Origin of the sequence: Enterobacter sp. E1, assembly GCF_016809815.1 — a bacterium.
In the GTDB taxonomy this organism is placed as follows: domain Bacteria; phylum Pseudomonadota; class Gammaproteobacteria; order Enterobacterales; family Enterobacteriaceae; genus Enterobacter; species Enterobacter adelaidei.
This window is the reverse complement of record NZ_JAFBJM010000002.1, coordinates 316373-340888: the sequence shown is the minus strand read 5'-3', so window position 1 is coordinate 340888 and position 24516 is coordinate 316373. Positions and strand designations below refer to the sequence as shown.

The 24516-nt window shown below is 56.4% G+C and carries 22 protein-coding genes; 20 read left to right on the top strand and 2 right to left on the bottom strand.

Going from position 1 to position 24516, the window contains the following annotated elements; all coding sequences use genetic code 11:
- Nucleotides 1–4: 4 nt before the first annotated feature.
- The 12 genes from nuoB (at nucleotide 5) to nuoN (ending at nucleotide 14488) form a co-directional block, all read left to right on the top strand.
- Nucleotides 5–679 (top strand): NADH-quinone oxidoreductase subunit NuoB, encoded by a 675-nt coding sequence (nuoB, locus tag JGF26_RS07740; RefSeq protein WP_003861482.1) that lies wholly within the window; start codon nucleotides 5–7, stop codon nucleotides 677–679.
- Between the two features lie 89 nt (nucleotides 680–768).
- A complete protein-coding gene (gene nuoC / locus JGF26_RS07735) occupies nucleotides 769–2571 on the top strand; it encodes an NADH-quinone oxidoreductase subunit C/D (protein ID WP_028016245.1) in 1803 nt (600 codons plus the stop codon).
- Nucleotides 2572–2573: 2 nt separating this feature from the next.
- Nucleotides 2574–3074 (top strand): NADH-quinone oxidoreductase subunit NuoE, encoded by a 501-nt coding sequence (nuoE, locus tag JGF26_RS07730; protein ID WP_006176513.1) that lies wholly within the window; start codon nucleotides 2574–2576, stop codon nucleotides 3072–3074.
- Nucleotides 3071–4408: an NADH-quinone oxidoreductase subunit NuoF gene (gene nuoF / locus JGF26_RS07725; protein ID WP_023312536.1), complete on the top strand. Its 1338-nt coding sequence runs from the start codon at nucleotides 3071–3073 to the stop codon at nucleotides 4406–4408. Before nuoE ends, nuoF begins: the two co-directional genes overlap by 4 nt.
- 54 nt (nucleotides 4409–4462) lie before the next feature.
- On the top strand, nucleotides 4463–7186 hold the full coding sequence (gene nuoG / locus JGF26_RS07720) for an NADH-quinone oxidoreductase subunit NuoG (RefSeq protein WP_134707712.1): 2724 nt from the start codon (nucleotides 4463–4465) through the stop codon (nucleotides 7184–7186).
- Nucleotides 7183–8160: an NADH-quinone oxidoreductase subunit NuoH gene (gene nuoH, locus JGF26_RS07715; protein WP_008500211.1), complete on the top strand. Its 978-nt coding sequence runs from the start codon at nucleotides 7183–7185 to the stop codon at nucleotides 8158–8160. The genes nuoG and nuoH overlap by 4 nt, the downstream gene beginning before the upstream one ends.
- A 13-nt stretch (nucleotides 8161–8173) precedes the next feature.
- Nucleotides 8174–8716: an NADH-quinone oxidoreductase subunit NuoI gene (gene nuoI / locus JGF26_RS07710; RefSeq protein WP_003861491.1), complete on the top strand. Its 543-nt coding sequence runs from the start codon at nucleotides 8174–8176 to the stop codon at nucleotides 8714–8716.
- Nucleotides 8717–8726: 10 nt separating this feature from the next.
- The gene (gene nuoJ, locus JGF26_RS07705; RefSeq protein ID WP_008500212.1) at nucleotides 8727–9281 is read left to right on the top strand and encodes an NADH-quinone oxidoreductase subunit J; all 555 of its coding nucleotides are present in this window, start codon (nucleotides 8727–8729) and stop codon (nucleotides 9279–9281) included.
- The gene (nuoK, locus tag JGF26_RS07700) at nucleotides 9278–9580 is read left to right on the top strand and encodes an NADH-quinone oxidoreductase subunit NuoK (RefSeq protein ID WP_003861496.1); all 303 of its coding nucleotides are present in this window, start codon (nucleotides 9278–9280) and stop codon (nucleotides 9578–9580) included. The genes nuoJ and nuoK overlap by 4 nt, the downstream gene beginning before the upstream one ends.
- Complete coding sequence (gene nuoL / locus JGF26_RS07695; protein ID WP_028016247.1) at nucleotides 9577–11418, top strand: NADH-quinone oxidoreductase subunit L; 1842 nt, start codon at nucleotides 9577–9579, stop codon at nucleotides 11416–11418. Before nuoK ends, nuoL begins: the two co-directional genes overlap by 4 nt.
- A gap of 76 nt (nucleotides 11419–11494) precedes the next feature.
- Nucleotides 11495–13024 (top strand): NADH-quinone oxidoreductase subunit M, encoded by a 1530-nt coding sequence (nuoM, locus tag JGF26_RS07690; protein WP_028016248.1) that lies wholly within the window; start codon nucleotides 11495–11497, stop codon nucleotides 13022–13024.
- A 6-nt stretch (nucleotides 13025–13030) separates the two neighbouring features.
- A complete protein-coding gene (gene nuoN, locus JGF26_RS07685) occupies nucleotides 13031–14488 on the top strand; it encodes an NADH-quinone oxidoreductase subunit NuoN (protein ID WP_108090828.1) in 1458 nt (485 codons plus the stop codon).
- Between the two features lie 36 nt (nucleotides 14489–14524).
- Here nuoN and JGF26_RS07680 read toward each other — a convergent pair whose 3' ends face one another.
- Nucleotides 14525–15529 (bottom strand): chemotaxis protein, encoded by a 1005-nt coding sequence (locus JGF26_RS07680; RefSeq protein WP_028016250.1) that lies wholly within the window; start codon nucleotides 15527–15529, stop codon nucleotides 14525–14527.
- Between the two features lie 64 nt (nucleotides 15530–15593).
- The gene (rbn, locus tag JGF26_RS07675) at nucleotides 15594–16511 is read right to left on the bottom strand and encodes a ribonuclease BN (RefSeq protein ID WP_134707713.1); all 918 of its coding nucleotides are present in this window, start codon (nucleotides 16509–16511) and stop codon (nucleotides 15594–15596) included.
- Between the two features lie 71 nt (nucleotides 16512–16582).
- Here rbn and JGF26_RS07670 point away from each other — a divergent pair, with 71 nt between their 5' ends.
- From JGF26_RS07670 to menE, 8 genes are all read left to right on the top strand, one after another.
- Nucleotides 16583–17044 (top strand): GNAT family N-acetyltransferase, encoded by a 462-nt coding sequence (locus tag JGF26_RS07670; RefSeq protein ID WP_134707714.1) that lies wholly within the window; start codon nucleotides 16583–16585, stop codon nucleotides 17042–17044.
- A gap of 53 nt (nucleotides 17045–17097) precedes the next feature.
- Nucleotides 17098–17403: a stress response protein ElaB gene (elaB, locus tag JGF26_RS07665; RefSeq protein ID WP_028016253.1), complete on the top strand. Its 306-nt coding sequence runs from the start codon at nucleotides 17098–17100 to the stop codon at nucleotides 17401–17403.
- Between the two features lie 96 nt (nucleotides 17404–17499).
- A complete protein-coding gene (gene menF, locus JGF26_RS07660; RefSeq protein WP_028016254.1) occupies nucleotides 17500–18795 on the top strand; it encodes an isochorismate synthase MenF in 1296 nt (431 codons plus the stop codon).
- An 88-nt stretch (nucleotides 18796–18883) separates the two neighbouring features.
- Nucleotides 18884–20554: a 2-succinyl-5-enolpyruvyl-6-hydroxy-3-cyclohexene-1-carboxylic-acid synthase gene (gene menD, locus JGF26_RS07655; protein WP_134707715.1), complete on the top strand. Its 1671-nt coding sequence runs from the start codon at nucleotides 18884–18886 to the stop codon at nucleotides 20552–20554.
- Entirely contained in the window at nucleotides 20551–21312 is a 762-nt protein-coding gene (gene menH / locus JGF26_RS07650) for a 2-succinyl-6-hydroxy-2,4-cyclohexadiene-1-carboxylate synthase (protein ID WP_134707716.1), read from the top strand. Before menD ends, menH begins: the two co-directional genes overlap by 4 nt.
- Nucleotides 21313–21322: 10 nt before the next feature.
- The gene (gene menB, locus JGF26_RS07645) at nucleotides 21323–22180 is read left to right on the top strand and encodes a 1,4-dihydroxy-2-naphthoyl-CoA synthase (protein WP_080328564.1); all 858 of its coding nucleotides are present in this window, start codon (nucleotides 21323–21325) and stop codon (nucleotides 22178–22180) included.
- Nucleotides 22180–23145: an o-succinylbenzoate synthase gene (gene menC, locus JGF26_RS07640; RefSeq protein WP_134707717.1), complete on the top strand. Its 966-nt coding sequence runs from the start codon at nucleotides 22180–22182 to the stop codon at nucleotides 23143–23145. The genes menB and menC overlap by 1 nt, the downstream gene beginning before the upstream one ends.
- On the top strand, nucleotides 23142–24503 hold the full coding sequence (gene menE / locus JGF26_RS07635) for an o-succinylbenzoate--CoA ligase (protein ID WP_134707718.1): 1362 nt from the start codon (nucleotides 23142–23144) through the stop codon (nucleotides 24501–24503). Before menC ends, menE begins: the two co-directional genes overlap by 4 nt.
- The last annotated feature ends 13 nt before the right edge of the window (nucleotides 24504–24516 follow it).

Here is a 24516-nt window from a genome sequence, read left to right as displayed (position 1 = left end):
TAAGATGGATTATACGCTCACCCGCATAGATCCTAACGGTGAGAATGACCGTTACCCCCTGCAAAAACAGGAGATCGTAACCGACCCCCTGGAGCAAGAAGTCAATAAAAGCGTGTACATGGGCAAACTCGAGCATGCCATGCACGATATGGTCAACTGGGGTCGTAAGAACTCCATCTGGCCTTACAACTTTGGCCTTTCTTGCTGCTACGTTGAAATGGTGACGTCATTCACTGCGGTGCATGACGTTGCGCGTTTTGGGGCAGAGGTACTGCGTGCTTCCCCACGTCAGGCTGACCTGATGGTGGTAGCCGGTACGTGCTTTACCAAGATGGCACCTGTTATTCAGCGTCTTTATGACCAGATGCTGGAGCCAAAATGGGTAATCTCCATGGGCGCATGTGCAAACTCTGGCGGTATGTACGACATCTATTCCGTCGTGCAGGGCGTAGATAAATTTATCCCAGTGGATGTGTACATCCCGGGTTGTCCGCCACGCCCGGAAGCCTACATGCAGGCGCTGATGCTGCTGCAGGAGTCTATCGGTAAAGAACGTCGCCCACTGTCGTGGGTTGTTGGCGATCAGGGTGTGTATCGCGCGAACATGCAGTCTGAGCGCGAGCGTAAACGTGGTGAACGTATTGCCGTCACCAATCTGCGTACGCCTGACGAAATTTAATTTGCGCCTGTAGGCCTGGAGAACACCTTCGCATATCACTACTCAAATAGCGCGAAGCCAGGCTCAACAGTCACCACGGACCATTTGCAATGGTGAACAATATGACCGACTTAACCGCGCAAGAAGCCGCCTGGCAGACCCGGGATCATCTGGATGACCCAGTCATTGGCGAACTGCGCAACCGTTTTGGGCCGGATGCCTTTACTGTTCAGGCTACCCGCACCGGGGTACCCGTTGTTTGGGTGAAGCGTGAGCAATTACTGGAAGTTGTCGATTTCCTCAAGAAATTGCCAAAACCGTACGTCATGCTGTTTGACTTACACGGCATGGATGAACGTCTGCGTACCCACCGCCAGGGCCTCCCTGCTGCGGATTTTTCCGTTTTCTACCACCTGATCTCAATAGACCGCAATACGGATATCATGCTCAAGGTGGCATTGTCTGAAAACGACATGCATCTGCCGACGATCACCAAACTTTTCCCGAACGCCAACTGGTATGAGCGTGAAACCTGGGAAATGTTCGGCATGACCTTCGATGGCCACCCGCACCTGACGCGCATCATGATGCCGCATACCTGGACTGGCCACCCGCTGCGTAAAGACTACCCGGCACGTGCCACCGAATTCGATCCGTTTGAGCTGACCAAAGCCAAGCAGGATCTGGAGATGGAAGCGCTGACCTTCAAGCCGGAAGACTGGGGCATGAAGCGCGGTACCGACAACGAGGACTTCATGTTCCTTAACCTCGGTCCGAACCACCCGTCTGCGCACGGTGCATTCCGTATTATTCTTCAGCTTGACGGCGAAGAGATTGTCGACTGCGTGCCTGACATCGGCTACCACCACCGTGGTGCTGAGAAGATGGGTGAGCGTCAGTCCTGGCACAGCTACATTCCGTATACCGACCGTATCGAATATCTCGGCGGCTGCGTAAACGAAATGCCATACGTGCTGGCCGTTGAGAAACTGGCGGGTATCGTTACGCCGGATCGTGTTAACGTGATCCGCGTTATGCTGTCCGAGCTGTTCCGTATCAACAGCCACCTGCTGTACATCTCTACGTTCATTCAGGACGTGGGTGCGATGACTCCGGTCTTCTTCGCCTTTACCGACCGTCAGAAAATCTACGATCTGGTTGAAGCAATTACCGGTTTCCGTATGCACCCTGCCTGGTTCCGTATTGGCGGTGTGGCACACGATCTGCCGCGCGGCTGGGACCGTCTGCTGCGTGAATTCCTCGACTGGATGCCAAAACGTCTGGCCTCTTACGAGAAAGCCGCACTGCGTAACACCATTCTGAAAGGCCGTTCCCAGGGCGTTGCTGCCTACGGTGCGAAAGAGGCGCTGGAGTGGGGTACGACAGGTGCAGGTCTGCGTGCGACCGGTATTGATTTCGACGTGCGTAAAGCCCGTCCTTACTCTGGCTATGAGAACTTCGACTTTGAAGTCCCGGTTGGCGGCGGCGTTTCCGACTGCTACACCCGCGTGATGCTGAAAGTGGAAGAGTTGCGCCAGAGTCTGCGCATTCTTGAGCAGTGCCTCAACAACATGCCGGAAGGCCCGTTCAAAGCGGATCACCCGCTGACGACGCCGCCGCCGAAAGAGCGCACGCTGCAACATATCGAAACCCTGATCACCCACTTCCTGCAGGTTTCCTGGGGCCCGGTCATGCCGGCACAAGAATCCTTCCAGATGATTGAAGCGACCAAGGGTATTAACAGTTACTACCTGACCAGTGACGGCAGCACCATGAGCTACCGTACCCGCGTGCGTACGCCGAGTTTTGCGCATCTGCAGCAGATCCCGTCCGCCATCCGCGGCAGTCTGGTCTCCGACCTGATTGTGTATCTGGGTAGTATCGATTTTGTTATGTCAGATGTGGACCGCTAATTATGCACGAAAATCAACAACCACAGACCGAGGCTTTTGAGCTGAGTGAAGCAGAGCGTGCCGCCATTGAGCACGAGATGCACCACTACGAAGACCCGCGTGCGGCGTCCATTGAAGCGCTGAAAATCGTACAGAAACAGCGTGGTTGGGTGCCGGATGGGGCGATCTATGAGATCGCAAAAGTGCTGGGTATTCCGGCCAGTGACGTAGAAGGCGTAGCCACGTTCTACAGCCAGATCTTCCGTCAGCCGGTAGGCCGCCATGTGATCCGCTATTGTGACAGCGTCGTTTGTCACATTACCGGTTATCAGGGCATTCAGGCAGCAATTGAGAAGAAGCTCAATATCAAGCCGGGCCAGACCACGTTCGATGGTCGCTTTACTCTGCTGCCAACCTGCTGCCTGGGTAACTGCGACAAGGGGCCGACCATGATGATTGATGAGGACACTCACAGCCATCTGACGCCGGAAGCCATTCCTGACCTGCTGGAGCAGTACAAATGAAAACGGTAATTCGTACTGCTGAGACCCATCCGCTGACCTGGCGTCTGCGCGATGACAAACAGCCGGTATGGCTCGACGAATATCAGAGCAAAAACGGCTATGCCGGTGCGCGTAAAGCCCTCGGTGGCATGGCACCGGACGATATCGTTAACGCGGTAAAAGATTCCGGCCTGAAGGGGCGCGGTGGTGCAGGCTTCTCCACGGGTCTGAAGTGGAGCCTGATGCCAAAAGACGAATCCATGAACATCCGTTACCTGCTGTGTAACGCCGATGAAATGGAGCCGGGCACCTATAAAGACCGCCTGCTGATGGAGCAACTGCCACACCTGCTGGTGGAAGGTATGTTGATCTCCGCGTTCGCGCTGAAAGCGTACCGTGGCTACATCTTCCTGCGTGGTGAGTACATCGAAGCGGCAGAAAACCTGCGTCGCGCGATTGCCGAAGCCACCGAAGCGGGTCTGCTCGGTAAAAATATTCTGGGCACTGGATTTGACTTCGAACTGTTCGTGCACACCGGTGCCGGGCGTTACATCTGCGGTGAAGAAACCGCGCTGATTAACTCCCTGGAAGGTCGTCGTGCGAACCCGCGTTCCAAGCCACCGTTCCCGGCAAGCTCCGGCGTATGGGGTAAACCGACCTGCGTAAACAACGTCGAAACCCTGTGTAACGTTCCGGCAATCCTCGCCAACGGCGTGGAGTGGTATCAGGGCATCTCCTCAAGCAAAGATGCCGGTACCAAGCTGATGGGCTTCTCCGGTCGCGTGAAAAACCCTGGCGTCTGGGAGCTGCCGTTCGGTACCACCGCACGTGAAATTCTTGAAGACTATGCTGGCGGTATGCGTGATGGCCTGAAATTCAAAGCCTGGCAGCCGGGTGGGGCAGGGACAGACTTCCTGACCGAGGCCCACCTTGATCTGCCAATGGAATTCGAAAGCATTGGTAAAGCAGGCAGCCGCCTGGGTACGGCGCTGGCGATGGCCGTCGACCACGAGATCGGCATGGTGTCGCTGGTGCGTAACCTGGAAGAGTTCTTTGCCCGCGAGTCCTGCGGCTGGTGTACACCGTGCCGTGATGGTCTGCCGTGGAGCGTGAAGATCCTGCGTGCTATCGAGCGTGGCGAAGGCCAGCCGGGTGATATTGAGACACTTGAGCAACTGTGTCGATTCCTGGGCCCAGGCAAAACCTTCTGTGCCCACGCACCGGGTGCCGTCGAGCCACTGCAGAGCGCGATTAAATATTTCCGCGACGAATTCGAAGCAGGCATCAAGCAGCCGTTCAGCAATACCCATGCCATTAATGGGATTCAGCCGAACCTGCTGAAAGCGCGCTGGTAAAGACAGAATTTTGATTAACGCTCGGTTTCGACCGAGCCAACTGGAAGCATGCTAATGGCTACGATTCATGTAGACGGCAAAGAATATGAGGTCAACGGGGCGGACAACCTGCTGGAAGCTTGTCTGTCGCTCGGCCTTGATATTCCGTACTTTTGCTGGCATCCGGCGCTGGGCAGCGTCGGTGCTTGCCGCCAGTGTGCGGTGAAGCAATATCAAAACGCGGAAGACACGCGTGGTCGCCTGGTGATGTCCTGTATGACGCCAGCCACCGAAGGCACCTTTATTTCGATTGATGACGAAGAAGCTAAACAGTTCCGCGAAAGCGTTGTGGAATGGTTGATGACCAACCACCCGCACGACTGTCCGGTCTGTGAAGAGGGCGGTAACTGCCACCTTCAGGATATGACCGTTATGACCGGTCACAGCTTCCGTCGTTATCGCTTTACCAAACGTACCCACCGCAACCAGGATCTGGGGCCGTTCATCTCTCACGAAATGAACCGCTGCATCGCCTGTTACCGCTGTGTGCGTTACTACAAAGACTATGCAGACGGTCAGGATCTGGGCGTATATGGCGCACATGACAACGTCTACTTTGGTCGTCCGGAAGACGGTACGCTGGAAAGCGAATTCTCCGGCAACCTGGTAGAAATCTGCCCGACCGGCGTATTCACGGATAAAACTCACTCCGAGCGCTACAACCGTAAATGGGACATGCAGTTTGCACCAAGCATCTGCCAGCAGTGCTCTCTCGGCTGTAACACCAGCCCGGGTGAACGTTACGGCGAACTGCGTCGTATCGAAAACCGTTATAACGGTACCGTTAACCACTACTTCCTGTGCGACCGCGGTCGTTTCGGTTATGGCTATGTGAACCTGAAAGACCGTCCGCGTCAGCCGGTTCAGCGTCGTGGCGACGACTTCATCACCCTGAATGCTGAACAAGCGATGCAGGGCGCGGCAGATATTCTGCGTCAGTCGAAGAAAGTGATCGGTATCGGCTCCCCACGTGCCAGCGTTGAAAGTAACTTCGCGCTGCGTGAACTGGTCGGGGCTGAAAACTTCTACACCGGTATCGCCCAGGGTGAGCAGGAACGTCTGCAACTGGTGCTGAAAGTGCTGCGCGAAGGCGGTATTCATACTCCTGCGCTGCGCGAAATCGAATCCTATGATGCAGTTCTGGTGCTGGGTGAAGACCTGACTCAGACCGGCGCTCGCGCGGCTCTGGCGGTTCGCCAGGCGGTGAAAGGTAAAGCACGTGAAATGGCAGCAGCCCAGAAAGTGGCTGACTGGCAGATTGCGGCAATCCTGAACATCGGTCAGCGCGCCAAGCATCCTCTGTTTGTGACCAGCATTGATGACACCCGTCTGGATGATATCGCTGCGTGGACCTACCGCGCGCCGGTTGAAGACCAGGCCCGTCTTGGCTTTGCCATTGCACACGCGTTGGACAACAACTCTCCGGCCGTTGAGCTGGATCGCGACCTGCAAAACAAGGTTGACGTGATTGTTCAGGCGCTGGCGGGTGCGAAGAAACCGCTGATTATTTCTGGTACCAACGCCGGGAGCGCGGAGATCATTCAGGCGGCAGCGAACGTTGCCAAAGCCCTGAAAGACCGCGGTTCTGACGTTGGCGTGACCATGGTTACCCGTGCGGTTAACAGCATTGGTCTGGGTATGATTGGCGGCGGCTCGCTGGAAGCTGCGTTGAGCGAACTGGAATCCGGTGCCGCTGACGCCGTTGTGGTGCTGGAAAACGACCTTCATCGCCATGCTTCTGCCGCTCGCGTTGACGCCGCGCTCTCCAAAGCGCCGCTGGTGATGGTGGTTGACCATCAGCGCACCGCGATTATGGATAAAGCGCACCTGGTCCTCTCTGCGGCAAGCTTCGCAGAAAGCGACGGTACGGTTATTAACAACGAAGGCCGCGCGCAGCGTTTCTTCCAGGTTTATGACCCGGCGTACTACGACAGCAACACCGTGATGCTGGAAAGCTGGCGCTGGCTGCACTCCCTGCACAGCACCGTGCAGAGCCGTGAAGTGGACTGGACGCAGCTCGACCACGTTATCGACGCGGTTGTCGAAAAACTGCCTCAGCTGGCAGGCATTAAAGATGCTGCCCCTGAAGCGAGCTTCCGCATTCGTGGCCAGAAACTGGCGCGTGAACCGCATCGTTACAGTGGCCGTACCGCAATGCGCGCCAACATCAGCGTGCACGAACCGCGTCAGCCGCAGGATAAAGACACTATGTTCGCCTTCTCCATGGAAGGGAACAACCAGCCGTCTGCCCCGCGTTCACAGATCCCATTCGCATGGGCACCGGGCTGGAACTCCCCACAGGCATGGAACAAGTTCCAGGCGGAAGTGGGCGGTTCTCTGCGTCACGGCGATCCGGGCGTGCGTCTGATCGAAGCCTCCGAAACCGGTCTGGACTTCTTCACGACCGTTCCGGCGAGCTTCCAGGCTCAGGAAGGGAACTGGCGTATCGCCCCGTACTACCATCTGTTTGGTAGCGACGAGCTGTCCCAGCGCTCTCCGGTATTCCAGCAACGTATGCCTCAGCCATACATCAAGCTCAACCCGGCGGATGCCGCGAAGCTTGGCGTTAATGCGGGCGCTAACATCGCCTTTAGCTACGACGGTCAGACAATCAGCCTGCCGCTGATTATCTCTGAAGGCCTGACAGCAGGGCAGGTGGGTCTGCCAATGGGTATGCCTGGCATCGCGCCGGTACTGGCGGGTGCGCGTCTTGATAATCTGCAGGAGGCAAAAGCATGAGTTGGTTAACGCCGGATCTTATCGACATCCTGCTGAGCATTCTGAAAGCGATTGTCATCCTGCTGGTGGTTGTCACCTGCGGCGCGTTCATGAGCTTTGGTGAACGTCGTCTGCTCGGTCTGTTCCAGAACCGTTACGGACCGAACCGCGTGGGCTGGGGTGGTTCACTCCAGCTGGTTGCGGACATGATCAAGATGTTCTTTAAAGAGGACTGGATCCCGCGCTTCTCCGACCGCGTGATCTTTACTCTGGCACCGATGATCGCATTCACCTCGCTGCTGCTGGCGTTTGCCATCGTTCCTGTCAGCCCGACCTGGGTTGTGGCTGACCTGAACATCGGCATTCTGTTCTTCCTGATGATGGCAGGACTCGCGGTTTACGCGGTGCTGTTCGCAGGCTGGTCCAGTAACAACAAATACTCCCTGCTGGGCGCGATGCGTGCTTCCGCGCAGACGCTGAGCTACGAGGTGTTCCTGGGGCTCTCCCTGATGGGCGTGGTGGCGCAGGCCGGTTCATTTAACATGACCGACATCGTCAACAACCAGGCTGACATCTGGAACGTTATCCCGCAGTTCTTTGGTTTTATTACCTTTGCTATCGCGGGCGTGGCGGTGTGTCACCGTCACCCGTTTGACCAGCCAGAAGCCGAACAGGAACTGGCCGACGGTTACCACATTGAATATTCCGGTATGAAATTCGGTCTGTTCTTCGTGGGCGAGTACATCGGTATTGTCACCATTTCCGCGTTGATGGTAACGCTGTTCTTTGGTGGCTGGCATGGCCCGTTCTTACCGCCGTTCATCTGGTTCGCGCTGAAAACCGCGTTCTTCATGATGATGTTCATTTTGATTCGCGCAGCGTTACCTCGTCCGCGTTATGACCAGGTAATGTCCTTCGGCTGGAAAGTGTGCCTGCCGCTGACGCTCGTCAACTTGTTGGTAACGGCCGCTGTCATTCTCTGGCAGCAGCCATAAGGGGCTATAGACCATGACCTTAAAAGAATTACTGGTAGGCTTCGGTACCCAGGTACGCAGTATCTGGATGATCGGCCTGCACGCGTTTGCGAAACGCGAAACCCGGATGTACCCGGAAGAACCGGTATATCTGCCGCCGCGCTACCGTGGCCGTATCGTGCTGACGCGCGACCCGGACGGTTCCGAGCGCTGCGTTGCCTGTAACCTGTGTGCGGTAGCGTGTCCGGTCGGCTGTATCTCTCTGCAAAAAGCAGAGACGGTAGACGGCCGCTGGTATCCTGAGTTCTTCCGCATCAACTTCTCACGCTGCATCTTCTGCGGCCTGTGTGAAGAAGCGTGCCCAACCACGGCGATTCAGCTGACTCCAGACTTCGAGCTGGGTGAGTACAAGCGTCAGGACCTGGTGTACGAGAAAGAGGATCTGCTGATTTCCGGTCCGGGCAAATACCCGGAATATAACTTCTACCGGATGGCGGGTATGGCAATCGACGGCAAAGATAAGGGCGAAGCAGAGAACGAAGCTAAGCCTATCGACGTCAAGAGCCTGTTACCGTAAGGAGAGGGCAATGGAATTCGCTTTTTATATCTGTGGCCTTATCGCCATCCTGGCTACGCTGCGAGTGATCACGCACACCAACCCGGTGCATGCGCTGCTGTACTTAATCATTTCGCTGCTGGCCATTTCCGGGGTGTTCTTCGCACTGGGCGCGCACTTCGCCGGTGCGCTGGAAATCATCGTCTACGCTGGGGCCATCATGGTGCTGTTCGTGTTCGTGGTGATGATGCTGAACCTGGGCGGCTCTGAAATTGAGCAGGAACGTCAGTGGTTAAAACCGCAGGTGTGGATTGGCCCGGCAATTTTGTCGGCCATCATGCTGGTGGTGATTGTTTACGCCATTCTGGGCGTGAACGATCAGGGCATCGACGGCACGCCGATCGGCGCGAAAGAGGTCGGCATTACACTCTTTGGCCCATACGTTCTGGCGGTGGAACTGGCGTCGATGCTGCTGCTGGCTGGTCTGGTTGTTGCCTTCCACGTTGGCCGCGAAGAGCGTGCTGGTGAGGTGCTGAGCAACCGCACTGACGACCGCGCGAAAAGAAAAACGGAGGAGCGCGCATGATCCCCTTAACACATGGACTGATCCTCGCTGCGATTTTATTCGTTCTGGGTTTGACCGGTCTGGTTATCCGCCGCAATCTGCTGTTTATGCTGATCGGCCTGGAAATCATGATTAACGCCTCCGCGCTGGCCTTCGTGGTCGCCGGAAGCTACTGGGGCCAGACCGATGGTCAGGTGATGTACATTCTCGCCATCAGCCTCGCAGCTGCCGAAGCGAGTATTGGCCTGGCGCTGTTGCTGCAGCTCCATCGTCGCCGCCAGAACCTGAACATCGATTCAGTAAGTGAGTTGCGTGGATGAACATGCTTGCCTTAACCATTATTTTTCCGCTGATTGGCTTCGTGCTGCTGGCGTTTTCTCGCGGCCGCTGGTCTGAGAATCTGTCTGCGACCGTAGGCATTGGCTCTATCGGCCTGGCTGCGCTGGTGACGGCGTATGCGGGCATCGACTTCTTCAACAACGGACGTCAGCCTTTCAGCGTGCCGCTGTGGACCTGGATGTCGGTCGGTGATTTCAACATCGGTTTCAACCTGGTGTTGGATGGTCTCTCGCTGACCATGCTCTCCGTGGTGACCGGCGTGGGCTTCCTGATCCACATGTTCGCCTCCTGGTATATGCGCGGTGAAGAGGGTTACTCCCGCTTCTTCGCCTACACCAACCTGTTTATCGCCAGCATGGTGGTTTTGGTGCTGGCCGATAACCTGCTGCTGATGTATCTGGGCTGGGAAGGCGTGGGTCTGTGTTCTTACCTGCTGATCGGTTTCTACTACACCGATCCGAAGAATGGCGCAGCGGCGATGAAAGCGTTCATCGTGACCCGTGTGGGTGACGTGTTCCTCGCTTTCGCGCTGTTCATTCTTTACAACGAACTGGGCACGCTGAACTTCCGCGAAATGGTGGAACTGGCGCCAGCGCACTTCGCAGCAGGCAACAACATGCTGTGGTGGGCAACGCTGATGCTGCTGGGTGGTGCTGTGGGTAAATCCGCACAGCTGCCGTTGCAAACATGGCTGGCCGACGCGATGGCGGGTCCAACTCCTGTCTCCGCGCTGATCCACGCTGCGACCATGGTTACCGCCGGTGTTTACCTGATTGCGCGTACCCACGGCCTGTTCCTGATGACCCCGGAAATTCTGCATCTGGTGGGTATCGTTGGTGCGGTTACGCTGGTGCTGGCAGGCTTTGCCGCACTGGTGCAGACCGACATCAAACGCGTTCTCGCGTACTCCACCATGAGCCAGATTGGTTACATGTTCCTGGCGCTGGGCGTTCAGGCGTGGGACGCAGCCATTTTCCACCTGATGACACACGCGTTCTTTAAAGCGCTGCTGTTCCTGTCATCCGGCTCTGTGATTCTGGCCTGCCATCACGAGCAGAACATCTTCAAGATGGGCGGACTGCGTAAGTCCATCCCGCTGGTATATGTTTGCTTCCTGGTGGGCGGCGCGGCGCTGGCGGCACTGCCGCTGATCACTGCGGGCTTCTTCAGTAAGGACGAAATCCTTGCGGGTGCCATGGCGAATGGTCATATCAATCTGATGGTTGCGGGTCTGGTCGGTGCATTCATGACCTCCCTGTATACCTTCCGTATGATTTTCATCGTATTCCACGGTAAAGAACAAATTCACGCTCACGCAGGGAAGGGGATTACCCATCACCTGCCGCTGATTGTGCTGCTGGTACTCTCCACCTTCGTTGGCGCAATGATTGTGCCACCGCTGCAGGGCGTACTCCCGGACACCACCGAGCTTGAGCACGGTCGCGTTCTGACGCTTGAAATCACCTCCGGTGTGGTCGCTATCGCGGGCATCCTGATTGCAGCATGGCTGTGGCTGGGTAAACGTACGCTGGTAACCTCTGTTGCCAACAGTGCGCCAGGCCGCCTGCTGGGCACCTGGTGGTACAACGCGTGGGGCTTCGACTGGCTGTACGACATGATTTTCGTCAAACCGTTCCTGGGTGTTGCGTGGCTGGTGAAACGCGATCCACTGAACAGCATGATGAATATCCCGGCGATCCTTTCCCGCTTTGCAGGTAAAGGCCTGCTGTTCAGCGAGAACGGTTACCTGCGCTGGTATGTGGCGTCCATGAGCATCGGTGCGGTTGTCGTGCTGGCGCTGCTGATGGTGTTGCGTTGATCGTTAAGTGAATTTTATTCGAATTCGTTGAAAATCAGGCCCCTGCTGGGGGCCTTTAAAAGGAATGTAAATCGCCATGTTACTACCCTGGCTAATATTAATTCCCTTCATCGGCGGCTTCCTGTGCTGGCAGACTGAACGCTTTGGCGTGAAGATGCCGCGCTGGATCGCGCTGATCACCATGGGATTGACGCTCGCGCTTGGTCTGCAACTGTGGTTGCAGGGTGGCTACTCTCTGACCCAGTCTGCGGGTATTCCGCAGTGGCAGTCTGAGTTTATCCTGCCGTGGATCCCACGTTTCGGTATTACGATCCACCTGGCCATCGACGGTTTGTCGCTGCTGATGGTGGTGCTGACCGGTCTGCTCGGCGTTCTGGCGGTACTTTGCTCCTGGCGAGAAATCGAAAAATACCAGGGCTTTTTCCACCTGAACCTGATGTGGATCCTGGGCGGTGTTATCGGCGTGTTCCTTGCCATCGACATGTTCCTGTTCTTCTTCTTCTGGGAGATGATGCTGGTGCCGATGTACTTCCTGATCGCGCTGTGGGGCCACAAGGCGTCCGACGGTAAAACGCGTATCACGGCGGCAACCAAGTTCTTCATCTATACCCAGGCGAGTGGTCTGGTGATGTTGATTGCCATTCTGGCGCTGGTGTTTGTTCACCACGATGCGACCGGAGTCTGGACATTCAACTATGAAGACCTGCTGAAGACGCCTATGTCTCACGGCGTTGAATATCTGCTGATGCTGGGCTTCTTCATCGCATTCGCGGTGAAAATGCCGGTGGTTCCGCTGCACGGCTGGCTGCCAGACGCGCACTCCCAGGCACCAACGGCGGGTTCCGTTGACCTGGCGGGCATCTTGCTGAAAACCGCAGCCTACGGTCTGCTGCGTTTCGCGCTGCCGCTGTTCCCGAACGCGTCCGCTGAGTTCGCGCCAATTGCCATGTGGCTGGGTGTGATCGGTATCTTCTACGGTGCCTGGATGGCCTTCACGCAATACGACATTAAGCGTCTGATTGCTTACACCTCCGTTTCCCACATGGGCTTCGTACTGATTGCTATCTACACCGGCAGCCAGCTCGCGTACCAGGGTGCGGTGATCCAGATGATTGCGCACGGTCTGTCCGCAGCCGGCCTCTTCATCCTGTGTGGTCAGCTGTACGAACGTCTGCATACTCGCGATATGCGTATGATGGGCGGTCTGTGGAGCAAAATTAAATGGCTGCCAGCGCTGTCCATGTTCTTCGCGGTGGCTACTCTGGGTATGCCTGGCACCGGTAACTTCGTCGGCGAATTTATGATTCTGTTCGGCAGCTTCAAAGTGGTTCCGGTCATTACCGTGGTTTCGACTTTCGGTCTGGTGTTCGCTTCCGTTTACTCGCTGGCGATGCTGCACCGTGCCTACTTCGGTAAAGCGAAGAGCGAAATTGCTGCACAAGAACTGCCGGGGATGTCGCTGCGTGAGCTGTTCATCATCCTGCTGCTGGTCGTACTGCTGGTGCTGTTGGGCTTCTATCCGCAGCCGATTCTGGATACCTCGCATAGCGCGATGGGTAACATCCAGCAGTGGTTTGTTAATTCTGCTTCTACTACAAGGCCGTAATTCGCCATGACAATAACTCCACAACAACTGATCGCGCTGCTACCGCTGCTGATCGTCGGATTGACGGTGGTGGTTGTGATGCTCTCCATTGCGTGGCGACGCAATCACTTCCTGAATGCGACCCTGTCCGTTCTGGGTCTGAACGCTGCGTTGGTTTCCCTCTGGTTTGTTGGCCAGGCGGGCGCGATGGATGTCACCCCGCTGATGCGCGTTGACGGCTATGCCATGCTGTACACGGGTCTGGTTCTGCTGGCGAGCCTGGCAACCTGTACCTTTGCGTATCCGTGGCTTGAAGGCTACAACGACAACAAAGAAGAGTTTTACCTGCTGGTACTGATTGCCGCACTGGGCGGCATTCTGCTGGCGAATGCTAACCACCTGGCCGCGCTGTTCCTCGGTATTGAGCTGATATCTCTGCCGCTGTTCGGTCTGATTGGTTATGCCTTCCGTCAGAAGCGCTCACTGGAAGCGAGTATCAAGTACACCATTCTGTCTGCTGCCGCGTCGTCCTTCCTGCTGTTCGGTATCGCGCTGGTGTATGCTCAGTCTGGTAACCTCTCCTTCGTTGCGCTCGGCAAGAGCCTCGGCGACGGCATGCTGCATGAGCCGCTGCTGCTGGCGGGTCTGGGCATGATGATTGTTGGCCTCGGCTTCAAACTGTCTCTGGTTCCATTCCACCTGTGGACGCCAGACGTATACCAGGGTGCTCCGGCACCGGTTTCCACCTTCCTGGCGACGGCGAGCAAAATCGCTATCTTCGGTGTGGTCATGCGTCTGTTCCTGTATGCACCGGTAGGTGATAGTGAAGCGGTTCGCGTTGTGCTCGGCATTATCGCGTTCGTATCCATCATCTTCGGTAACCTGATGGCGCTGAGCCAGACCAATATCAAACGTCTGCTGGGCTACTCGTCTATCTCCCATCTGGGTTACCTGCTGGTGGCACTGATTGCGCTGCAAAGCGGTGAGATGTCGATGGAAACCGTGGGCGTGTATCTGGCAGGTTACCTGTTCAGCAGCCTCGGCGCGTTCGGCGTGGTGAGCCTGATGTCCAGCCCATACCGTGGCCCGGATGCGGATTCACTGTTCTCCTACCGTGGTCTGTTCTGGCACCGTCCGATTCTGTCCGCGGTGATGACAGTGATGATGCTCTCTCTGGCGGGTATCCCGATGACCTTGGGCTTTATCGGTAAGTTCTACGTGCTGGCCGTCGGTGTGCAGGCGCACCTGTGGTGGCTGACTGCGGGCGTGGTTATCGGCTCTGCAATCGGTCTGTATTACTACCTGCGTGTGGCGGTGAGTCTGTATCTGAGTGCACCTCAGCAACTCAACCGTGATGCCCCAACCAACTGGCAGTACAGCGCCGGTGGTATTGTGGTGCTGATCTCCGCGCTGCTGGTACTGATCTTCGGTATCTATCCGCAGCCGCTGATTGATATCGTGCAGCATGCGATGCCACTGATGTAAAAACAAAAAACCCGCCTCGGCGGGTTTTTTTATGCTTTAAGCCAATTGCTTGCGACTAATTAACGGCCCGTCAATCTTCTTCATCGAACGATCCAGAACTTCCTCAATCACCGAAGACAGCTCGTTCAGTTCAAATTTCGCCACATACCCGTCAGCCTTCACTTTACGAATATGATCTTCGTTGGCGTTACCAGAAAGCGACGAGTGGATCACCACCGGAATATCTTTCAGTACCGGGTCGGTTTTGATTTTGCGCGTCAGCGTAAAACCGTCCATCTCTGGCATTTCGAGGTCGGTCAGCACCAGGGCAATTTTATCAGTGATCGGGACCCCTTCCGCCTGTGCCTGAGCAGCGAGAACGCCAATTTTTTCCCACGCATCTTTGCCGGTGATATGTAGCTGCGCCGGGATCTCCATCGCCTGCAAACCTTTTTCCAGCATGGAGCGTGCGACTTTGGAATCTTCTGCAACAATCGCGACAGCACCCGGCTTGATATGGAATTTTGTGGTTTGCAGATTAGTGGCGTGCAGATCGTGGTTAGCTGGGGTGATGTCATACAGAATCTGCTCAACATCAAGTACCATCGCCAGTTCGTTGGTATCAGTCTTCTCGTCCAGACAGGCGATACTGGTGATGTAACGTCCGCTGACGGCGGTTTCCGCCGCGTGTACCTGTTTCCAGTCGAGGCGCATGATGTTCTCAACGGATTCCACGGCAAACGCCTGCACGCTGCGGGCATATTCTGTGATCAGCAGGATGTTGAGCCCCGTTGTCGGTTTACAACCCGCTACGGCGGCCAGGTCGATCACCGGAATCACCTGATCGCGAATATTCACCATCCCCATCAGCGGTGATTTCATCCCGGCGGGTTTCGTGAACTCTGGCATCGGCACAATTTCACGCAGCTTGAAAACGTTAATGCCAAAAAGCTCTGATTTGTTTTCGTCCAGAGACGTGCCCAGCCGGAATAACAACAGTTCAAAACGGTTCGACAGGGTCAGATTCGCCCTGTCATCAATATCTTTCTGGAAATTATCCATTCTACCCTCGAGAGAAATGCTGACCTTTTAATCGTTATCGGCATCCTGAGGGAAAAATGAAGGACTAAACGCTGACTTGAGTGAAATCTTCTGCCAGCTCACATTTCGGGAACACTGCGCGGCACTCAGCCAGCAGGCCTTCACATCCCCGAGCATCGTAGCGCGAGCTGACATGGGTAACGATCAGTTTCCCGACGCCTGCGTCACGGGCAAGCTGTGCCGCCTGACGGGTTGAGCTATGCCCACGGCTGTTGGCTTTCTCTTCCATGGCCGTTTCAAGCGTTGCTTCATGTACCATGACATCCACGCCCTGAGCCAGTCTCAATGCTGTCGGGCAGGGGGCGGTGTCGCCAAAAATCGCCAGTTTTTTGCCGGGCTGGGGTGCCGCGAGATAATCCTGACCATTGATAATGCGCCCATCCTCCAGCGTGACCGTCTCTCCCTGCTTCAGACGCTGGAACAGCGGCCCGGCCTTTACCCCCGCGGCGATTAACGCGGCGGCATCCAGTGCACCGGGTTTGTCATGCGCTTCAATGCGGTAACCATAACACTCTACCGGGTGGTTAAGAGGGTGAGCGGTGACGACATAATCTTCATCATCGAAAACCAGCCCCCCGGCGATCTCAACGACCTCCAGCGGATAATCAGTCCAGGACCCACTGAGGCGTAGCGTGGTTTCAACAAATTCCCGGATCCCCGCAGGCCCGTAAATCGTCAGCGGATTAGCGTTCCCGGCCATTGAACGGCTGCACAGCAGGCCAGGCAGGCCAAACAGATGGTCACCATGCAGATGCGTGATAAAAATTTTATCCAGCTTGCCTGGGTGATAAGCGGTATGTAACAGCTGATGCTGCGTACCTTCACCGCAGTCAAACAGCCATAACCCACCCCGGGTTGGGTGTTTAAGATCCAGCAGAATCGCGGTCACATTTCGTGAGCGAGTTGGCACGCCAGCGGACGTACCCAGAAAAATCAGTTCCATAACGCAATCAGCCCTTTGCCGAACGGGGAGGGGTTTAGTATAACGTGATGAACCCCAGGAAGGAGACTGACATGATCCAGTGGCAAGATTTACACCATAGCGAGCTCACCGTTAATTCACTGTATGCGCTGCTCAAACTGCGCTGCGAAGTGTTTGTGGTAGAACAGACCTGCCCGTATCAGGACATCGACGGCGACGATCTCGTCGGCGAGAACCGGCATATCCTCGGCTGGCGGGATAACGAGCTGGTGGCGTATGCGAGGATTCTGAAAAGCGAAGACGATTTCGAGCCTGTGGTGATTGGCCGCGTCATCATTAGCGGTAAGGCGCGCGGTGAAAAACTGGGCTATCAGCTGATGGAAAAAACGCTGGAGGCGTGCCAGAAACTGTGGCCGGACAAGGCGTTATACCTGGGCGCGCAGGCGCATCTGCAATCTTTCTACGGTTATTTTGGCTTCACGCCGGTCACTGACGTATATGACGAAGACGGTATACCGCACATTGGCATGGCGCGGGAGGCTAAGCAGGCGTAATGGGTCGTCGTTGGCTATAGTTAGCGGACTGGTGTACTAACATGGAGAAAAATATGTCATTTCAATCCTGGGATACCCGTATCGATGACGACCTGACGTTATTGAGAGAAACGCTGGAAGAAGTATTACGTTCGTCGGGCGACCCTGCCGATCAGAAATATATTGAGCTGAAAGAACGTGCAGAACAGGCGCTAAATGACGTTAAAAACCGCGTCAGCCATGCGTCCGACACGTACTACTACCGCGCCAAAAAGGCGGTTTATCGTGCCGATGATTATGTTCACGAAAAACCGTGGAGAGGCATTGGTGTGGGCGCAGCTGTCGGGTTGGTGTTTGGGCTGCTTCTGGCTCGTCGTTAATTTTATGTTTAACGCTTAACCACTCCCTATACGTGGGTACTGCTATTTATAACCAGTACCCCGTATAATATGAGGTTTCAACAGGGAGAGGTTCGCGTGAATTCGATTTTCCTCGCGTTGGAGCACCTGCGTAGTCAGCTTACGCAAGCGTTACCCGCAATACCCGGTCTACGTCATTTCGACGTCACTTTCCCGTTAAACGACGCTTTCGATCCTCTTGCCTGGCTTGGCGCGCAGCAGTGCTATCCCCAGTTTTACTGGCAACAGCGTAATGGTGATGAGGAACTGGCTGCTCTGGGGGCTGTCACCCAATTCTCCTCGCTGGCGTTAGCCTCGCAGTTTTTGCGTGAGCAGAATGCGGCAAATGATACCCGTATTTGCGGCCTGAATGCATTTAACCCGGAGCAGGGCAGTCTCTTTTTACCTCGCCTGCTCTGGCGACGTTCCGCCGGAAATGCCACGTTGCGCCTGCAACTGTGGAGCGATGACTCTCTTCAGGACGATGCCCGCACCGCGTTGGATTTTCTGCAGCAACTCCATGCCGCCAGACCTATCCGCCCGCTATCTGTGCAGGTTGAGTGTGAAACCCATCATCCGCAAAAGCAGGAATGGCTAGAGCTTATCCGCAAGGCAACAGAGACTATCGCGCGCGGTGAATTTGAAAAGGTGGTCCTCGCCAGGGCAACCGATCTGCAGTTTAAACAGCGCGTTAACCCTGTCGCACTGATGGCCGCCAGCCGCGCCCTGAATTTAAATTGCTATCATTTCTGCATGGTTTTCGACGCCAGCAATGCGTTTCTCGGCTCAACGCCCGAGCGTCTCTGGCGGCGGCGGGGAAAATTGCTTCGTACCGAAGCGCTGGCGGGCACTGTCGCCAGTCATGTTGATGATAAACAAGCCCGGCGTTTGGGCGAATGGCTGCTGAATGATGATAAAAACCAACGCGAAAATATGTTGGTAGTGGAAGATATCTGTCAGCGCCTTCAGCACTTTACCCAGACGCTTGATGTGTTGCCTGCTCAGGTTGTGCGTCTGCGCAAAGTGCAGCATTTGCGCCGCTGTATCTGGACTGAGCTGAAACAGGCCAGTGATGAGCAGTGTTTACATATTCTGCAGCCTACGGCGGCCGTTGCCGGGCTGCCGCGTCAACCTGCACGGGCGTTTATCGAGAATGTAGAACCCTTTAACCGCGAGTGGTACGCCGGGTCGGCCGGGTATTTATCACCCGAACAAAGCGAGTTCTGCGTGGCGTTACGCTCTGCACGTGTCCAGGATGATGCCCTGCGGCTGTACGCCGGAGCCGGAATTGTCAGCGGGTCTGACCCGGAGCAGGAGTGGCAGGAGATAGAAAACAAAGCCGCAGGGTTGCGTTCTCTGCTCCTTAGGGATTAATACTGATTCGTGCATTCCCGATTCATATCAAAATTCCAAATTTTTCTATTATTTATACTGTGTCGTAATCTTGATTCCGGACAATCTCATGTCAGTAAGTTCTTTTAACCGGCGCTGGGCGGCGGTGATCCTTGAAGCCCTGACCCGCCATGGCGTCAGGCACGTGTGTATTGCGCCGGGTTCTCGCTCAACGCCGCTGACGCTGGCGGCCGCTGAAAACCGGGCATTCATTCACCATACTCATTTTGATGAACGCGGTCTTGGCCATCTGGCACTGGGGCTGGCGAAGGTCAGCAAAGAGCCTGTAGCGGTGATTGTCACCTCCGGTACTGCCGTGGCGAACCTCTATCCGGCACTGATTGAAGCCGGTTTAACCGGTGAAAAACTGATCCTGCTGACGGCTGACCGCCCACCTGAGCTTATCGACTGTGGCGCTAATCAGGCTATTCGTCAGCCGGGACTCTTTTCCTCGCACCCTTCGCAGACAATCTCGTTGCCGCGTCCCACGCAGGATATCCCGGCAAGCTGGCTGGTATCCACCGTCGATCACGCCATGGAGACATTGCGCAGTGGGGCGTTGCATATCAACTGCCCGTTTGCCGAACCGTTGTATGGCGAACTGGATAACACCGGCCTTGAGTGGCAGCACTCCCTCGGTGACTGGTGGGAAAGTGAAAAACCGTGGCTGCGTGAGCAGACGCATCTTGAGAGTGCTAAACAACGTGACTGGTTCTTCTGGCGGCAAAAACGCGGCGTGGTTATCGCCGGGCGCATGAGCGCTGCTGAAGGAAAATGGGTTGCTGAATGGGCGCAAACACTTGGCTGGCCGCTGATTGGTGACGTGCTCTCCCAGACCGGTCAGCCGCTGCCGTGCGCCGATCTCTGGTTGGGGAATGCGAAAGCCGTCACTGAGCTTTCGCAGGCGCAGATTGTTGTCCAGCTTGGCTCAAGCTTAACCGGTAAGCGATTACTGCAATGGCAGGCAACGTGCACCCCGGAAGAATACTGGCTGGTGGATCCGCTGGAAGGGCGGCTCGACCCGGCGCACCATCGCGGGCGTCGTCTGGTCAGCAGTATCGACACCTGGCTTACGCTTCATCCGGCGGAAAAACGCAAACCCTGGGCCGTTGCGATCCCGGAACTTTCGCGTCAGGCGTGGGAGCTCACCAAAGCGCATTGTGAAGCGTTTAGCGAGGCCGGATTGGCGCACCGTATTCGCCAGTATTTGCCTGAGCAGGGGCAACTGTTTGTCGGAAATAGCCTCGTTGTCCGCCTGATTGACGCGTTTTCGAAGCTGCCTGCGGGTTACCCGGTTTACAGCAACCGTGGCACCAGCGGTATTGATGGGCTGATCTCAACGGCAGCAGGCGTGCAGCGCGCCAGCGCGAAATCGACGCTGGCAATCGTGGGCGATCTCTCTGCACTCTACGATCTCAACGCGCTGGCGCTGCTACGACAGGCGTCGGCCCCGTTTGTGCTGATTGTGGTCAACAACAACGGCGGGCAGATCTTCTCTCTCTTGCCAACGCCGCAAAGCGAGCGTGAACGCTTTTACCTGATGCCGCAGAATGTCCAGTTTGAACACGCCGCAGCGATGTTCAGCCTGAAATACCATCGCCCGGAAAACTGGGAACAGCTTGATATAGCGCTGAGCACCGCCTGGAAACAGCCGGGAGCAACGTTGATTGAGCTGGTGGTGAATGATGCTGACGGCGCGCAGATGCTGCAAAGCCTGCTGGCACAGGTGAGCCAGCTGTGATCCTCTCGGGTGTGCAACAGGCTGGAAAACCAGGTTATCCCTGGCTGGTCTTTTTGCACGGTTTCTCCGGGGATTGCCGTGAGTGGCAGGTCGTTGGCGAGATGCTCAGCAATTATCCCCGGCTGTACCTGGACCTGCCGGGTCACGGTGGATCCGGGAGCATTGGCGTGACGGGGTTCAACGAGATGAGCAATATGCTCACCCGAACTTTGTTTAGTTACAACATACTTAACTTCTGGCTTATCGGGTACTCCCTCGGCGGCCGCATTGCGATGTTCCATGCTTGCCAGCAGCCACAGGGGCTGCAGGGGGTGATTGTGGAAGGTGGGCATCCGGGTCTGCATGATGACGAAGAGCGCATCAGGCGGCGGGTATCTGATCGCCGCTGGGCACAGCGTTTTCGTACTGAACCGCTGAATAAAGTCTTTACTGACTGGTATCAACAGCCCGTGTTCGCCTCCCTGACGGACACCCAGCGCGAAGCGCTGGTTACTTTGCGCAGTCAGAACAACGGCACGACGCTGGCGATGATGCTGGAGGCGACATCGCTGGCCGTGCAGCCTGATTTGCGTGCCGCGCTCAGCGCCCGCAATTTCCCATTTGAATATTTATATGGTGAACATGATGACAAGTTTACGGCCCTTGCCGCGGAACTGAACGCCGTTCGCCATGCAATTCCCAACGCCGGACACAACGCCCACCGGGAAAACCCCGATGCAGTTGCTGCGTGTCTGGCTCAGATACTGCGTCTTCGATAAAGGACTCTCTATGATCTATCCTGATGAACACATGCTCTATGCTCCGGTTGAATGGCAAGACTGCTCCGAAGGTTATACCGACATCCGTTACCACAAATCCGCAGACGGCATTGCTAAAATCACCATCAATCGTCCACAGGTACGTAACGCCTTTCGTCCGCTGACCGTGAAAGAGATGATCCAGGCGCTGGCAGATGCGCGCTATGACGACAACATCGGCGTGATTGTTCTGACCGGCGAAGGTGACAAAGCGTTTTGCTCCGGTGGCGATCAGAAAGTGCGCGGTGACTACGGCGGATACCAGGATGATGCGGGTACACACCACCTGAACGTGCTCGATTTCCAGCGTCAGATCCGTACCTGTCCAAAACCGGTCGTGGCGATGGTGGCAGGCTATTCCATCGGTGGCGGTCATGTGCTGCACATGATGTGCGATCTGACGATTGCCGCAGAGAACGCTATTTTCGGCCAGACTGGCCCGAAAGTGGGCTCTTTCGACGGCGGCTGGGGTGCCTCTTACATGGCGCGCATTGTCGGGCAGAAAAAAGCTCGCGAAATCTGGTTCCTGTGCCGTCAGTACAATGCTCAGGAAGCGCTGGATATGGGGCTGGTCAATACTGTCGTACCGATTGCCGATCTCGAAAAAGAGACCGTGCGCTGGTGTCGTGAAATGCTGCAAAACAGCCCGATGGCGCTGCGCTGCCTGAAAGCCGCGCTGAACGCCGACTGTGACGGTCAGGCGGGTCTGCAGGAACTGGCGGGCAACGCCACGATGCTGTTCTACATGACCGAAGAAGGTCAGGAAGGGCGCAACGCGTTTAACGAAAAACGCCAGCCAGACTTCAGCAAATACAAACGGAACCCGTAATGCGTCGCGCGCAGGTTTACCGCTGGCAGATACCGATGGACGCGGGTGTGGTACTGCGTGAACGGCGGTTAAAAACCCGTGACGGCTTCTTCGTTCATCTGCAGCAGGGTGAGCGGGAAGGCTGGGGGGAGGTTTCACCTCTGCCGGGCTTTAGCCTTGAGTCGCTGGATGACGCGCAGTCTGCATTACTGGCGTGGGCCGGAGAGTGGCGTGAGGGAGCGGATCCGGCGTTGCCGGACGTTCCTTCCGTGGCTTTTGGCATTAGCTGTGCGCTGGCGGAACTCGACGGTAGTTTGCCTGAAGAGGCTAATTACCGTGCGGCACCGCTCTGCACCGGCGATCCGGACGAACTGTTCGCCCTGCTTTCCGCTATGCCCGGTGAGAAAGTGGCGAAAATCAAAGTTGGCCTGTACGAAGCGGTGAGAGACGGAATGGTCGCTAACCTCCTGCTGGAAGCGATCCCGGATCTGCATCTGCGTCTGGATGCTAACCGCGCGTGGACGCCACTTAAGGCACAGCAATTCGCGAAGTACGTCAATCCGGCATACCGCAGTCGCATTGCCTTCCTGGAAGAACCGTGTAAAACCCGCGATGATTCGCGTGCGTTTGCCCGGGAAACGGGGATTGCCATCGCCTGGGATGAAAGCCTGCGCGAAGCGGATTTTGAATTTGTCGCCGAACCCGGCGTCAGCGCGGTAGTGATTAAACCAACGCTGACCGGCAGTCTGGCGAAAGTGCGCGAGCAGGTCGCAGCGGCACATGCGTTGGGGTTGACGGCGGTGATCAGCTCCTCCATCGAATCCAGCCTTGGGCTGACCCAACTGGCACGTATCGCTGCCTGGTTAACGCCAGACACGATCCCGGGTCTCGACACGCTAAACCTGATGCAGGCTCAGCTTATTCGCCAGTGGCCGGGCAGTTCGCTGCCGTGCCTCAATATTGAGGCGCTGGAGCCATTGCTATGAGTTTTACCGACTGGCCGTGGCGGCACTGGTGTGCGCAGGCTGCCGATAAGCCGGCGCTGAGGCTGAACGATGAGGTGCTTACCTGGCAACAGCTATGTGCACGTGTCGACCGCCTTGCGGCAGGATTTCAGCAGCAGGGCGTCGGAGAGGGCGACGGTGTGCTGCTGCTGGCCCATAATCATCCGCAAACCTTGACGGCATGGCTGGCACTGCTCCAGTGCGGGGCGCGCATTCTTCCCGTTAACCCGCAGTTGCCGCGTCATCTGCTGGATGTTCTGCTTCCGCAGATGACCCTGCGCTTTGCGCTGGTGCTGGACGGCATCTACGACGATCTTCCCGTCCTGAACATGTACGAGCATGCTGGCGAACACCGCGTTACGTGGCAACCGGCGCGGTTGGCCTCGATGACGCTGACCTCCGGCTCCAGCGGGTTGCCGAAAGCGGCGGTCCATACCTGCGAAGCCCATCTTGCCAGCGCGCGCGGTGTGCTGGCGCTGATGCCCTACGTTGATGACGATGACTGGCTACTTTCGCTGCCGCTGTTTCATGTTTCCGGTCAGGGGATTTTATGGCGCTGGTTGCAGGCCGGGGCACGTTTAACCGTTCGCGAAAAGCAGCCGCTTGAGCAGGCACTGCAGGGCTGTACCCACGCTTCTCTGGTACCGACACAGCTCTGGCGTCTGCTTAACACTCAGCATCATATTGCGCTGAAAGCCGTTCTGCTCGGCGGAGCGGCAATTCCTGTTGAACTGACAGAGAAAGCGCGAAAACAGGGCGTTCGCACCTTCTGTGGCTATGGCTTGACGGAGTTTGCTTCAACAGTCTGTGCGAAAGAGGCGGACGGCGAGCCGGATGTGGGCGGTGTACTGCCGGGCAGAGAAGTGCAGGTGGTTGACGGTGAAGTCTGGATCAAAGCGCAAAGTATGGCCTCAGGCTACTGGCGTGACGGGGCGTTGATCCCGCTGACGAATGAGCAGGGCTGGTTCGCGACCCGCGATCGCGGTGAATGGCATGATGACCGGCTGACAATTCTGGGGCGTATGGACAACCTCTTTTTTAGCGGCGGAGAAGGGATCCAGCCTGAAAGTCTTGAGCGGGTTATCGCCCGTCATCCGCAAATTAACCAGGTGTTTATCGTCCCGCTGGACGATGCTGAGTTTGGGCAGCGCCCGGTAGCCGTGGTGGAGTGTGAACCGGGAACGGATATCACCTGTTTACCTGACTGGGTCCGGGATAAACTGGCGCGTTTTCAGCAACCCGTCCGGTGGCTAGTGTTGCCGACTGAGCTCAAAAATGGCGGCATTAAGGTCTCCCGTCGCGCGCTGCAACAGCGGGTGAATGCATCGCTTAAGGGATAGTAGCCGTTTCAAA

Excerpts from the sequence above, each read along its gene's own strand:
- nuoI (WP_003861491.1), top strand. The coding sequence starts at position 8,174 with ATGACCTTAAAAGAATTACTGGTAGGCTTCGGTACCCAGGTACGCAGT.
- nuoG (WP_134707712.1), top strand. The coding sequence starts at position 4,463 with ATGGCTACGATTCATGTAGACGGCAAAGAATATGAGGTCAACGGGGCG.
- elaB (WP_028016253.1), top strand. The coding sequence starts at position 17,098 with ATGTCATTTCAATCCTGGGATACCCGTATCGATGACGACCTGACGTTA.
- menE (WP_134707718.1), top strand. The coding sequence starts at position 23,142 with ATGAGTTTTACCGACTGGCCGTGGCGGCACTGGTGTGCGCAGGCTGCC.
- nuoM (WP_028016248.1), top strand. The coding sequence starts at position 11,495 with ATGTTACTACCCTGGCTAATATTAATTCCCTTCATCGGCGGCTTCCTG.
- nuoC (WP_028016245.1), top strand. The coding sequence starts at position 769 with ATGGTGAACAATATGACCGACTTAACCGCGCAAGAAGCCGCCTGGCAG.
- menC (WP_134707717.1), top strand. The coding sequence starts at position 22,180 with ATGCGTCGCGCGCAGGTTTACCGCTGGCAGATACCGATGGACGCGGGT.
- nuoH (WP_008500211.1), top strand. The coding sequence starts at position 7,183 with ATGAGTTGGTTAACGCCGGATCTTATCGACATCCTGCTGAGCATTCTG.
- menB (WP_080328564.1), top strand. The coding sequence starts at position 21,323 with ATGATCTATCCTGATGAACACATGCTCTATGCTCCGGTTGAATGGCAA.
- nuoL (WP_028016247.1), top strand. The coding sequence starts at position 9,577 with ATGAACATGCTTGCCTTAACCATTATTTTTCCGCTGATTGGCTTCGTG.
- rbn (WP_134707713.1), bottom strand. The coding sequence starts at position 16,511 with ATGGAACTGATTTTTCTGGGTACGTCCGCTGGCGTGCCAACTCGCTCA.
- nuoF (WP_023312536.1), top strand. The coding sequence starts at position 3,071 with ATGAAAACGGTAATTCGTACTGCTGAGACCCATCCGCTGACCTGGCGT.
- nuoK (WP_003861496.1), top strand. The coding sequence starts at position 9,278 with ATGATCCCCTTAACACATGGACTGATCCTCGCTGCGATTTTATTCGTT.
- JGF26_RS07670 (WP_134707714.1), top strand. The coding sequence starts at position 16,583 with ATGATCCAGTGGCAAGATTTACACCATAGCGAGCTCACCGTTAATTCA.
- nuoJ (WP_008500212.1), top strand. The coding sequence starts at position 8,727 with ATGGAATTCGCTTTTTATATCTGTGGCCTTATCGCCATCCTGGCTACG.
- nuoB (WP_003861482.1), top strand. The coding sequence starts at position 5 with ATGGATTATACGCTCACCCGCATAGATCCTAACGGTGAGAATGACCGT.
- nuoE (WP_006176513.1), top strand. The coding sequence starts at position 2,574 with ATGCACGAAAATCAACAACCACAGACCGAGGCTTTTGAGCTGAGTGAA.
- nuoN (WP_108090828.1), top strand. The coding sequence starts at position 13,031 with ATGACAATAACTCCACAACAACTGATCGCGCTGCTACCGCTGCTGATC.
- JGF26_RS07680 (WP_028016250.1), bottom strand. The coding sequence starts at position 15,529 with ATGGATAATTTCCAGAAAGATATTGATGACAGGGCGAATCTGACCCTG.
- menD (WP_134707715.1), top strand. The coding sequence starts at position 18,884 with ATGTCAGTAAGTTCTTTTAACCGGCGCTGGGCGGCGGTGATCCTTGAA.